The following is a 12,195-nucleotide window of genomic DNA, read 5'->3' on the forward strand; positions in this document are numbered from 1 at the left end:
CTTCTCTGCATCCTCTACTTTATCGTCATCTTTTTTGGCATCAGCATCAACATCCACCTTGGCTTCGCTAGCGCTGTCATCAGTAATAGCAGGACTGGCAAGCTTTGGCTCTGGACCAAAGGTCGCTTTGGCAACACCAATCACTTCATCAATCAGGCGGCTATTATAGCTCATACCGATAGCGACCGCGGTCACAGGTAAGAAGCGGCGTAACCAAGCAAGGTTGATATTATCAAGGTCTATGCCGACTTGACTTGCGATACTGTCGACTTGCTCAGCGTAGTAGTTGACGTTTTGATTTTTTAGACCTAGGTTCTTAAGCTCGCTGTGTAGACCGCTGCTTTGTGCGTTGTCTAGTAAGCCTTTACCAACGCCTAGACCTGCTAGCAGTGCCTGTTTTTCTTGCATCTTACTCAAATCAGCGCTCGAGAGTAGCTCATAAGCCATCTTGATCCCTTGCTTACCTGTCAGTGGCTTATCGTATACTGCTGCTAGTTGATAAACCGTACGTAACGACACCAGTAACAACCAAAGCGTATCGGCGAGCAGTCCTGGCAATCCAGCGAGACCTGTAATACCGCCTAAAGTCGCTAGAGCGCGGTTTTGATTGGCGATATCAGTGGCTAACGCATAGCGCTGTTCGTCATCTAAATCAGTGATGTCCGCAAAACGGTGTTCGTTTGGTAAGTCAATCTGGCTCCAAGTGGCGGCAAGTTTAGCCACTTGTGCAAATGCACCATCTACCGTGTTTTGAAATAGGCTATTTGGCACAACCTTTTTGGCATACTTACCGTAAGTGGCAAAGCGCGTACCTATGAGCTGCTGGGTTGCTTTTAGCGTTTGCTCACGAAACAAGTCTTGCTGGTAATCGTCATCGCCTAGGTTTACCGCTTTGTATTGACGCGGTTTGCCCGCCTTGGCATTGACCCCATCGATAAGCGAGCCCATACGTTCAAGATTGTTACGCGTAAAATGACCTACTAAACTGATGCCTTTGTTCAAAGGGTTCTGCTTTGCCATAATGCTATCCTTAATATAGTTTTGATGAGATATTATTTTAATAGAAACACTTAAACTCAAAGTCTAACTGCTTTGCCGCTTAAATTCAGCCTATCAGTTTACTCAAATTGCGCAGGCTTTGTCAGTGCCAACAATGTTATTGCTCATATAAATTTGTATCAAAGTTTTGGCTGGCTACAAATGTTAATAGTAGGGTTATGGCAAAAGCCTCACTTGTGCCATAATGCTACTTATTATAGGTATAAAAATTTAGAGTCAAACACCGCTATTATAAGGAGTAGAATATGCGCCGAGTTGTTATTACAGGAGCAGGGATCGTCTCTTGTATCGGACACGATTTGGACGCTGTGACTACAGCGCTAAAACAAGGCCAGTCTGGTATTACCTTCAACGAGTCCTACGCTGAGCACGGATTTAAGTCGCAGATAAGCGGCAGTATCAACAAAGAAGAGCTAGATACAGCCGGTATCGACCGTAAGCTCAAGCGTTTTTTTAGTGATGCCAGCCTCTATGCTTATGTCAGCGCGCTAAACGCTATTGAGCAAGCTGGCTTATCGCTTGAGACTATTAACAACAACCCGCGAGTAGCACTAGTGGCCAGCTCAGGTGGCGCCTCTACTGAAAATATTGTCAACGCGGTAGACGCTATGCGAGACAAAGGGCTGCGCGGCGTTGGCGCTATGGCTGTACCAAAAACTATGGGCAGCTCGGTATCAGCAGCGCTGGCGACGGGTCTTAAAATTCAAGGCGTCTCCTACTCGCTTGCCTCCGCGTGCGCCACCTCTACTCACTGCATCGGTCACGCCGCCGAGCTTATCCAATTAGGTAAAGCGGATGTGGTGCTCGCAGGCGGCAGTGAGGCGGAGCATTGGACACAGTCTTGTATGTTTGATGCGATGGGCGCAGTCAGCACCCAGTATAATGACACCCCAACGCAAGCCTCAAGAGCCTATGATAAAGATCGCGACGGTTTTGTAATTGCTGCAGGGGGTGCGATGGTTGTGGTTGAGAGCTTAGAGCATGCCGAGGCACGCGGCGCAAATATCTTGGCTGAAATCGTCGGTTACGGTGCCAGCTCAGATGGCGCTGAGATGGTCGCCCCAAGCGGTGAAGGCGCTGTACGTTGCATGCAGCAGGCTTTGAGCGAGGCAGGACTTAAGACTGTCGATTATATCAATAGTCATGGTACCAGCACCCCGCTCGGTGATATCACTGAGCTCAAAGCCATCGCCAAAGTGTTCGGTGATAATATCAGTCAAGTCCCTGCCATTAGCTCTACTAAATCTATGACAGGTCATAGCTTAGGTGCAGTTGGGGCGCAAGAGCTGATCTACTGCTTACTAATGCTACAAGATGGCTTTATCGCGCCTAGTATCAATGTTAAAGAGCTAGATCCTGCTGCTAAAGGGTTTGATATCGTCACTCAAAAACGTGATGTGGATCTAAACACTTTGATGAGTAATAGCTTTGGTTTTGGTGGTACTAATGCCACTTTAATTATCAAGAAATTTACCCCTTAGACAATACCTTTATGAGCTTATTAAAAAACCCATATCCTCTAACAACGCCAGTTATTCAAAGTAATAGCTGGCGTTTTGGTGATTTGGCGGCAGCTGATTTGTTGCCGATACTGCAGCGGCATCTATTGGCGCAAGACCAAAAGGCGAGATGGCAACTGGTCTGGCTCAATAATAAGGATCAGCCTGTTATCGGTCTACTACCTAAGGTCAGCTGGCAGGTTTATCCTGATAGCTCTTATCAAAATGACATCAATAACAGCGCGACTTATCAAATTATTAAACACTGCCGTGATACTGGCTCAAATAATGATAAAACAAGTAACGATAAAACCTGCACTAAAATAATGAGTTATCATGCTTGGCAAAATGAGCTCATCACCTATAGCGAAGACTATAAAAGCAATAATAACCACTCAGCTCTAACTGATGCACCTAAATATCATCATGGGCTAATGGGTTTTATCGGCTACGATATTGCCGCGCATCACTTAAGTCCAAACTCAAATATCAAGCAAGCGCATCAACCCTGCGCGGTACTTGGGCACTACGATATTTATTTAAGTGCTGATAAAGATCAAACGCAGTGGACACTACAGGTAACATCAGATAATAGTGCTTTACCTCAAGACTCAAAGGCGGCGCTCATAAAAAAGCTGATAACTTATTTAGATGTATTAAATAGCCAATTAGCGATGACAAACACTTTTAAATCGGCAACCAAGCCTTTAGTGCTTACAGCAAAATGGCAAAAGAGCGATTACCAGCAAGCCTTTATTCAAACTCAGAATTATCTACAGCAAGGCGACTGCTATCAGATCAACTTGACGCAAGCGTGGCTTGGTAGTTTTGATGCTGATGCGAGTTTTAATGATAAATCAGCGACGCAGCTTCTTGATTACTTGCCTGCTCTGCATCGCAATACCCAAGCGCCGTTTGCTGGATATATGAGTGTGACTCCCTCTATTCAACATAGCCAGATAGATAGACAGAAGGCGCATTTTGAATTACTAAGCTGCTCACCTGAGTTGTTCTTTACTTTTATCAGTGATAGCAAAACTAGTACGCATCATATCCGTACCAAACCTATCAAAGGCACGCAGCCGCGCGGCGCAACTGCTGAGCAAGATAAAAGGCTCAAACAGCAACTCATCAATAGCGCTAAGGATCGCTCTGAGAACGTGATGATTGTGGATTTGCTGCGTAATGACTTGGGCAAATATGCCAAGATAGGTAGCGTTAAGGTGCCGCAGTTATTTGATATTGAGAGCTTTAGTAACGTGCATCATATGGTGAGTACCATTACCGCTGAGCTAAAGCCAGATACCCATCCATTAGCGGTATTATTTGGCAGTTTGCCTGCAGGCTCGATCACAGGCACACCAAAAAAACGTGCGGTTGAGATTATCGCAGAACTAGAAACCGTGCCACGCGGTGCCTACTGCGGCACCATGGGCTACATGAATTTTAATGGTAGTGGTCAGTGGAATGTATTGATTCGCACGCTACAAGCTCAGCATAACCCTAAAAATAACAGTGATAGCCAAGTGAGCTTGTGGGCAGGTGGCGGGATAACAGTGGCGTCTGACTGCTCCGATGAGTATCAAGAATGCCTCGATAAAGTCGGTAATTTACTTGCTGTATTGCACCAAAACAAAGACAAGACAGCAAGCTAATATCAAGAAGACAAGGCGTCCTGATTTTGATCTATCTTATCATGAAGCACCGTTAGAGCGTCGATTAGACGTTTGTGCTGATCAGGCGTACCAACCGTGATGCGCACATATTCATTAATCCGCGCCTTATCAAAATGACGTACGATAATGCCCTGCTCGCGCAATTGGCTTGCGATTTCTTGCGCATTACCCAAAGGCGGACGAGCAAATACAAAATTGGCGTGAGACGGTAGCACCTCATAACCAAGCGCGCTCAAACCAGCCGTTAGTGACTGACGCAAATCTATAACTCGCTGGCAAGTTTGCTTAAAGTAGTCGCTATCTAAAACACTAGCCTTTGCCCCTGCTTGCGCCAACTTATCGAGCGGGTAGCTGTTAAAGCTGTTCTTCATACGTGTGAGCGCCTCGATGAGCGAGAGGTTGCCAAAGGCCATCCCTACCCGCAAGCCTGCAAGTGAGCGCGATTTTGAAAAGGTCTGCGTCACTAGCAAATTATCAAACTCATTGATGAGACTAATCGCTGAAACAGCGTCGCCTTCTGCAAAATCGATATAAGCTTCATCGATAACAATCACAGCATTAGTGTGCTCGCTGGCAAGCTTGCTAATATCAGCTAGTGATAAAAGCAGCCCTGTTGGCGCATTAGGATTGGCGATGATAATCCCGCTACAAGGCTGGCGATAGGCGTCAGGATCAATACTAAAGTCAGACTCTAGCGCTATCTGCACCAGCTCCACGCCAAAGGTTTGTGCATATACTGGATAAAAACTATAGCTGATATCAGGTGCAAGCACAGGGCGCTCTTTCATAAAAAAGCTGGCAAAGACTAGGGCCAATACCTCATCAGAACCATTACCAACAAACACTTGATCACGCTCAAGGTCATAATGCTCTGCTAGTGCTGTGCGTAGCTCATCAGACTCAGGATCAGGATAAAGGCGCAAATTGTCCGCTTGCTGCGCGAGCATGTGCGTAATGGCCTCGCCGACTTTGGGTGACGGCGGGAAGGGATTTTCATTGGTATTTAATTTGCACAAATTATCGTGCTGGGGCTGCTCACCTGGCACATAAGGTGATAAGTTACGCGCTTTAGCTGACCATAATCTGTTGTCTATTCTTTGCTCGCTCATAATTTATCCTAAAGCTAATCGATAACTATTTATCGCATCATTTATGACGTTTCTGTGTCAAGAGCATAATCGAATACTGCTCATCAATGGTGCTTTATTTCTACTGTTTTGTCTATTTAATCAGCGTTAACATCAACTGATTACTGATAGCGATACCGCGCTGATCTGGCGTGTGCCTCTAGATCTTCGTGCTGCGCGAGGATATCTGCCGTTCTTGCCAGCGCTTGACTGCCGCTTTGCGTACAATAAATTATTGAAGATTTTTTTTGAAAATCATAAACCCCAAGCGGTGATGAGAACCTTGCAGTACCTGAAGTTGGCAGTACGTGGTTGGGGCCTGCACAGTAGTCACCGATAGCCTCTGGCGTATGACGACCCATAAATATCGCACCTGCATGACGAATATCGTTAAGTAAGATATCAGGATCATCCACAGATAATTCTAAATGCTCAGGCGCAATACGGTTAATCAGTGCCATGCCCTCGGCTCTATCTCTGACCAGTATTAACGCACCGCGGTTCTCAAGAGAGTCACGTGCAATATCCGCTTTTGGTAACTCAGCTAACGCTTTTTCGATCTCTATCGCCACTTCTTTAAGCTGTGACGCACTGGTTGTTACAAAGATAGCTTGCGCAATACGGTCATGCTCGGCTTGTGAGAGTAGATCCATTGCCAGCCAGTCAGCGCGATCCGCCGCTTCGCCCTCAGCATAAACCAAGACCTCGGATGGGCCTGCGATCATATCGATGCCGACTTTACCAAATACCGCACGCTTGGCAGCCGCTACGTATTTGTTACCAGGCCCTGTGATTTTATCAACCGCTGGAATCGTCTTAGTACCGTAAGCCAGTGCTGCGACGGCTTGCGCGCCGCCAATAGTAAAGACACGGTCCACTTGAGCCAGATGAGCGGCAGCCAATACTAAAGGATTAAGCACCCCTTTGGGCGCAGGTACGACCATGATGATTTCAGTTACGCCTGCAACTTTTGCAGGAATCGCGTTCATGAGTACTGAAGAAGGATAAGACGCTAGACCACCTGGCACGTAGATACCAACGCGATCGAGTGGCGTGACTTTTTGTCCTAAACGGTTACCCAGCTCATCCTCGTACTGCCAAGTCTCTTGTACTTGGCGCTCATGGAAACTCTGAACTCGGGTCGCCGCCGTAGTCAAAGCGTCACGAACTTCATCGTCAAGGCTATCGAAAGCTTTAGCTAATGCCTCTTTAGATAATTCAAGCTCACTCATTGATGTTGCTGGATGCTGATCAAACTTCTGCGTCAACGCCAGTACCACATCGTCGCCATCAGCGCGAACTTGCGCGATGATGTCATCAACGGTGCTTAGTAATTTGGCATCGTTGACGGTCTCAAAAGCTAACAACTGCGTCAATTGACTATCAAAATCAGTATCCAAAGTGCTTAACTGGCGCATAATTTGTCCTATATTCTATCTATTTGACTAAAAATAATGAGGGCGGCCTAACCGTAGACACAACAAAACCAGTTTAGCATGCCATATTCCTTTTATAGCGCTCAACTGGTTTTATAATCTGTATAACTGTGTTTAATTTTATGCTTACTATCAGTACTGACAGCTAACGTTATCGTGAGAGATGAGCTAGGCTGTGGCAGCAATACTGTCTTTAAAGCTGTTTAAAATAGGCTCAAGCAAAGCAAATTTACGCTTATAGCTGACTTGATTAACGATTAAGCGCGAAGACACATCACAGATATGATCGCGCGGCTCAAGCCCATTAGCACGCAGGGTATTGCCTGTATCGACCACATCAACGATCAGATCGCCCAAACCGACTAAAGGCGCAAGCTCCATCGAACCGTACAGCTTAATCACATCCACTTGCTGACCTTGACTAGCAAAGTAAGCACGGGCAACGTTGACGTATTTAGTCGCAATACGCAGACGGCGGTTAGGAAGCGCGGCTCCCTTAATGCCTGCGGTCATCAGCTTACACTGGGCAATGCGTAGATCAAGCAGCTCGTACACATGATTGGCCCCATGCTCAAGCAAGACATCTTTACCCGCTACGCCAAAATCAGCCGCACCGTGCTCTACATAAGTCGGTACATCACTTGCGCGCAGGATTAGTACGCGCACGTTGGGATTAGATGTCGGAAAAATAAGTTTACGCGAGGCCTCTGGGTCTTCTAATAAGTCAACACCAGCCGCTTGGAGTAGCGGCATAGTCTCCTCTAAGATACGCCCTTTAGATAACGCTAAGGTTAAACCTGAAAACTCATCGTTTACTTCGTTTAGTAAGCCACTATTTGAGTCGTGCTTGGTTGCTTGGGTCATAATGACACAGTGTCCATTTGCTATTTATAGTCTAATTGAAATCGGTATTGATACTAATTTTGTTCTTAGTGCTTGATGACTACTAATCATTAGTATTGACGCGCTCAATATTCACGCCTAACGCGCGTAGCTTGTTTTCGACGTCTTCATAACCGCGATCAATATGATAAATGCGATCGATGAGGCTCTCGCCTTCAGCCGCTGCCGCTGCCATAACGAGTGACATAGAGGCGCGCAGATCAGTCGCCATTACGGGAGCGGCAGTGAATCTCTCAACCCCTCTAACGACTGCAGTGTGACCATCGACCTGAATAGAGGCGCCGAGACGATTAAGCTCAGGCACATGCATATAACGGTTTTCAAAAATATTTTCTATAAAGGTGCTAGTACCATCAGCCAAACAGGCAATCGCCATCACTTGCGCCTGCATATCAGTTGGGAATCCTGGATGCGGCTGGGTGCGAATATCGACAGGCAAAGGACGACCACTCATTTGGGCGCGAATCCAATCATCACCTGTGGTAATGACTGCGCCCATGTCTTCAAACTTCTCTAGCACCGGCGTTAATAGTAGCGCTGAAGTGTTTTTAGTGAGTACATCACCGTGCGTCATTAAAGCGCCAGCCAAATAAGAGCCGGTCTCAATACGATCAGGAACGACTGAATACTCGCAGCCATGCAAGCGCTCAACGCCTTCGATGGTCATGATCGAGGTACCAATGCCGCTTATCTTGGCACCCATCGCAACTAGCATATTCGCCAAATCAACGACTTCTGGCTCAAGCGCGCAGTTACCTAGTACTGTCGTACCTTTGGCAAGAGCGGCTGCCATAATGACGTTTTCAGTACCTCCAACAGTCACCATATCAAAAGAAAAATGACAGCCTAGCAGCTTGCCACCTTTAGGTGCTTGCGCTTTGACGTAGCCATTCTCAACCGAGATCTGTGCGCCCATCGCTTCAAAAGCTTTGAGATGTTGATCCACAGGACGTGAGCCAATAGCGCAGCCGCCTGGCAAGGAGACTTCTGCCTCACCAAAACGCGCCAGCAAAGGCCCAAGCACCAAGATGGAGGCGCGCATAGTTTTAACTAAATCGTAAGGCGCGTAAAAGCTGTCGATATTTTTGGTATCGCAAGTAACAGTATCCTCTTGCTTTTGAATGTCGATACCCATACCACCGATCAGCTTAATCAAGGTTCGCACGTCTTGTAGTGAAGGGACATTATGCAAAGTCGTCGGACTCTCAGCTAGTATCATCGCTGCAAGCAGTGGTAATGCTGCGTTCTTGGCCCCTGAAATAGTAACTTCCCCTGCGATACGACTACTACCGGTGATTAAAAACTGATCCATAAAGGTAACAACCTAGCTGTGCTTGCAAATAAAAGTATGCAGGCGAATAAATAGAAAAAGAACAAAGGTAAAAGTGCTAAATGAGTTCACTTCAAATTTTGATCAAATACAAAAGCCATTAGCCTTTGGACTGAATATCCCACTCTGCTGGCGTAAGCGCTTGAATGTTAAGCGCATGGATATCGCCGCTTGCAATCTTATCGTTGACCAAGGCATAGATGGCCTGCTGACGCTGAACGGTGCGTTTGCCCTCAAAGCTGGCGTCCACCACGCGGACATCAAACTTGTTGCCTTGGTTAGCGGCTTGAATAAAAGCCTCTGGATAATGCTGCTGTAAAAAGGCGATAAGATCGTCGGCATTCATGCTCATAGAGTAACCTGTTATTAGATGTTTGGATAAATTAGTGGACGTATTATAACAAGAGTTTAGCTATCTTACAGCACTGTCTGTGTATAAGCGCACATGACATATACACAGACGATATTCACATTACTATAGTGAGATAATAACGGCTTTTACGATTATGCAAAAGCGAAGCGCTTTATCTTAGCTTTAACGCATTCTCATCTGCGCAACACGCTTTATCGTTCGTTTTTCAATCACTCGATCCGATTGACTCGCTAAGCTAAACTTAACATCGGACTGACGCAGATTCTCTGGAATATTGAGTTGGATAATGATATTTGATTTAGCATCGCAAGGCACGGTGATACACCACTGCTGCTCAATGCCTTTTTCGATGATTGGATTCCATTTTATATCATAGTTGTACTTTTGATTGACGCGCTCAAGCTTCGGCACGATGACTTTATTGAGATAAGCGTGGCGATCACTCTCTCTTAGCTCGTTATATTGATTTATCTCTGAATTAGTGAAGGGTATATTGGCGATAGGCTGCGAGCTAGGATCTTTGAGTATGATAATATCAATCCCTAATATAGGATCACTACCTCCCGCGGCAAATGACAACGAAGGTACGGCTAAAGTTAGGCTTAATAGTGACAATTTGAGTAGTTTCATGGTGGTAGTCCTTTATTTGATTTAGATTTCCTTAACTTATAATCTTGTATATTTTAATAGTATTTCTTCTATAATAGAGGTAGACCGCATTGAATGAACAGTCTTTTGTTGTATTTATACTTCTAAATATACAGATATAGCGAAACATAAAAAACCCCAGCAGGCGCTAGGCCAAACTGGGGATTTAGTATGAGAGGTTACTTAACAGTGCTGAAGACCTATAAAAAAATCTATTTTAGGGCTGTCTAAGACGCTATCAAAAAACACCCTAAACTATTTTAGTTATTTTAGCTCTTTATCCAAATAAGCGACCACTTGCGCGCGCACATCATTGACCCAGCGTAGTGGCGGCGCCATGGCGCCAATACTCGTCGCATGACTGGCGCCTTTGATAACGCCTGTCTCAACGGCGACGCCTTTTTCTTTTAGTGCTTGCGTCATTTTAATGGTGTTTTGATCATGGACAATTTTGTCATTCTCAGCGGTCAGTAACAGATATGGTGGCTGTGGCCCTTTGATCTGTCTATCTGGCATTACCTCATCTGGCGTTGCATTATCACCAAAGGCACTCGCGCTACTAAATTTACGAAAGTCATAACTATAAGGGCCTGCAATACCAATGACGGCGCTAATATCATCAGGCTTAACCCCATATGGCGCTAAAAAGTCTTCGTTAGAGACCGCGGCCACGGCATTGAACGCACCTGCTGAATGTCCAATAACCGCAAAACGCTCAGGGTCGCCATAGTAGTTTTGGGCATTGTCATAGCTCCAAGCGATCGCTTTTGCCGTATCTTCGACATAATCAGGATAAGCGTGTTCAGGCGCTTTACGATAATTGATGACCGCTGTGATATAGCCTGCCTGCGCTAGGCTTTGACCGACGAACGCATACTCTTCTTTGTTACCACTCTCCCAAGAGCCGCCGTGTACGAACACCACCATAGGATAAGTATCGCTAATGACCTGCTGCGACTTCATAGCTTGCGCTAATGGTTTTGGATAATAAATATCCAAATCTTGCAAAGGCTCATCACCGTACAAAATATCCTTGCTAACGCCAACGCCGCCACTTGCGGTGATGCCATTGACGATAGCCAATGCTGACAAGGCTTGTGCTTGCTGCGTTGCAAGCGCAATACCGCCTATTGCGACAGCGGTGCTGATGCCTACCGTACCCAAATTAAATTTGCGTGACCCAGTTTTACCTGACTTAGTCTTACGTGACTCAGTCTTACGTGATTTAGTTTTACCTGACTCAATATTGATATTTAACTTTTCATCGTTTATAGCCATTATTCCTACCCTATATTATCCCTATTTTATTTTAGTGTCAGTCAACAACTTAAATGCTGCATTGCAAGTACGACGTTATAAGCATTACGTTGACTCCTCCCTTGATTTTACTGGTTATAGTGTAATGGCTATCGCTTTAGTTATCGTGCTTTTCCTGTTATGTCTGTTTAGGGTTATTGTCATTCACGTTGCACTAACTGCTTATACTATCTTTGAGCGCTTTTTATTTTAAGTTATTGATCCTTATACAGATCGATATAAGGACTTGATGAGTTTTGATAGGAGGTCGGGCTTTGTGTCTCTGGACTTTGCGTACTTGGGCTTTGAGTGATGACTGGGGTTTGGTTGGTAGAAGGTACAGGGCTTGTATTTACTGACCCGACAGGTGCATTGACGCGATTGGCAGTATCTAACTGTCTGACAATAGGCTGAGCTGGCATCTGACTTGTCGCATCGGTGGCCAAATTAGCCTCGTACATAATGTCATCACGGCTAATCTTGATACCTCTATCATCGACCACAGTCGTTAGAAGTACCAGTTCTGTCACGCCAACGGTACCATTAGCGATATCGATCAAGTGGCTTTGCTGCGTTGGGGTCAGGCGTCCCATTAGGTAGACCACGCCATTGTTGCTGACCGCTTTGATTTGTGAGGCTTTGACGCCGTCATTAGCGGCGGCCTTTGCCACGAGTTTTGAGGTGATATAACCATCTTGCACAGTTGAGCTGTAACCGCGAGCCACGCCGACGTTGAGCTCGTTGTAGACAGCTCGTACATCTGGCATGGAGCTGATGACCTTTTCAACTTGGGTCTTTAACGTCTCGGTAGGTACTTCGCCCGTGAGCAAAACTTCACTATTAAAGCT

General features: G+C 45.8%; 11 protein-coding genes. 2 read left to right on the forward strand and 9 right to left on the reverse strand.

Annotation, left to right across the window (positions count from 1 at the left end; translation table 11 throughout):
* On the reverse strand, positions 1-1,020 hold a 1,020-nt coding region (locus ACTXGO_RS05025; protein WP_443573550.1), incomplete at its 3' end, for an EcsC family protein.
* Positions 1,021-1,304: 284 nt separating this feature from the next.
* Here ACTXGO_RS05025 and ACTXGO_RS05030 point away from each other — a divergent pair.
* Both ACTXGO_RS05030 and ACTXGO_RS05035 read left to right on the forward strand, forming a co-directional pair.
* Positions 1,305-2,540 (forward strand): beta-ketoacyl-ACP synthase II, encoded by a 1,236-nt coding sequence (locus tag ACTXGO_RS05030; protein ID WP_443573551.1) that lies wholly within the window; start codon positions 1,305-1,307, stop codon positions 2,538-2,540.
* 11 nt (positions 2,541-2,551) lie between these two features.
* Complete coding sequence (locus ACTXGO_RS05035; RefSeq protein ID WP_443573552.1) at positions 2,552-4,213, forward strand: anthranilate synthase component I family protein; 1,662 nt, start codon at positions 2,552-2,554, stop codon at positions 4,211-4,213.
* A gap of 2 nt (positions 4,214-4,215) precedes the next feature.
* On the opposite strand, the gene hisC is transcribed toward ACTXGO_RS05035, so the two are convergent.
* The 8 genes from hisC to ACTXGO_RS05075 all read right to left on the reverse strand — a co-directional run.
* A complete protein-coding gene (gene hisC / locus ACTXGO_RS05040) occupies positions 4,216-5,343 on the reverse strand; it encodes a histidinol-phosphate transaminase (RefSeq protein ID WP_443573553.1) in 1,128 nt (375 codons plus the stop codon).
* Positions 5,344-5,483: 140 nt separating this feature from the next.
* Positions 5,484-6,779, reverse strand: coding sequence for a histidinol dehydrogenase (gene hisD / locus ACTXGO_RS05045; protein ID WP_435949700.1), 1,296 nt, complete (start codon positions 6,777-6,779; stop codon positions 5,484-5,486).
* Between the two features lie 186 nt (positions 6,780-6,965).
* Complete coding sequence (hisG, locus tag ACTXGO_RS05050) at positions 6,966-7,661, reverse strand: ATP phosphoribosyltransferase (RefSeq protein ID WP_317200581.1); 696 nt, start codon at positions 7,659-7,661, stop codon at positions 6,966-6,968.
* 82 nt (positions 7,662-7,743) lie between these two features.
* The gene (gene murA, locus ACTXGO_RS05055; protein ID WP_317200580.1) at positions 7,744-9,012 is read right to left on the reverse strand and encodes a UDP-N-acetylglucosamine 1-carboxyvinyltransferase; all 1,269 of its coding nucleotides are present in this window, start codon (positions 9,010-9,012) and stop codon (positions 7,744-7,746) included.
* Between the two features lie 118 nt (positions 9,013-9,130).
* Entirely contained in the window at positions 9,131-9,376 is a 246-nt protein-coding gene (locus ACTXGO_RS05060) for a BolA family protein (protein WP_443543358.1), read from the reverse strand.
* A gap of 189 nt (positions 9,377-9,565) precedes the next feature.
* Positions 9,566-10,033: a hypothetical protein gene (locus ACTXGO_RS05065; RefSeq protein ID WP_443573555.1), complete on the reverse strand. Its 468-nt coding sequence runs from the start codon at positions 10,031-10,033 to the stop codon at positions 9,566-9,568.
* A 282-nt stretch (positions 10,034-10,315) separates the two neighbouring features.
* Entirely contained in the window at positions 10,316-11,329 is a 1,014-nt protein-coding gene (locus ACTXGO_RS05070) for an alpha/beta hydrolase (protein WP_443573557.1), read from the reverse strand.
* A gap of 233 nt (positions 11,330-11,562) precedes the next feature.
* Positions 11,563-12,195, reverse strand: a 633-nt coding sequence (locus ACTXGO_RS05075; protein WP_443573559.1) for a BON domain-containing protein, incomplete at its 5' end; no start/stop codon positions are given.

The sequence above is a fragment of the Psychrobacter sp. T6-1 genome (assembly GCF_052258445.1).

Excerpts from the sequence above, each read along its gene's own strand:
- ACTXGO_RS05030 (WP_443573551.1), top strand. The coding sequence starts at position 1,305 with ATGCGCCGAGTTGTTATTACAGGAGCAGGGATCGTCTCTTGTATCGGA.
- ACTXGO_RS05035 (WP_443573552.1), top strand. The coding sequence starts at position 2,552 with ATGAGCTTATTAAAAAACCCATATCCTCTAACAACGCCAGTTATTCAA.
- hisC (WP_443573553.1), bottom strand. The coding sequence starts at position 5,343 with ATGAGCGAGCAAAGAATAGACAACAGATTATGGTCAGCTAAAGCGCGT.
- hisD (WP_435949700.1), bottom strand. The coding sequence starts at position 6,779 with ATGCGCCAGTTAAGCACTTTGGATACTGATTTTGATAGTCAATTGACG.
- hisG (WP_317200581.1), bottom strand. The coding sequence starts at position 7,661 with ATGACCCAAGCAACCAAGCACGACTCAAATAGTGGCTTACTAAACGAA.
- murA (WP_317200580.1), bottom strand. The coding sequence starts at position 9,012 with ATGGATCAGTTTTTAATCACCGGTAGTAGTCGTATCGCAGGGGAAGTT.
- ACTXGO_RS05060 (WP_443543358.1), bottom strand. The coding sequence starts at position 9,376 with ATGAATGCCGACGATCTTATCGCCTTTTTACAGCAGCATTATCCAGAG.
- ACTXGO_RS05065 (WP_443573555.1), bottom strand. The coding sequence starts at position 10,033 with ATGAAACTACTCAAATTGTCACTATTAAGCCTAACTTTAGCCGTACCT.
- ACTXGO_RS05070 (WP_443573557.1), bottom strand. The coding sequence starts at position 11,329 with ATGGCTATAAACGATGAAAAGTTAAATATCAATATTGAGTCAGGTAAA.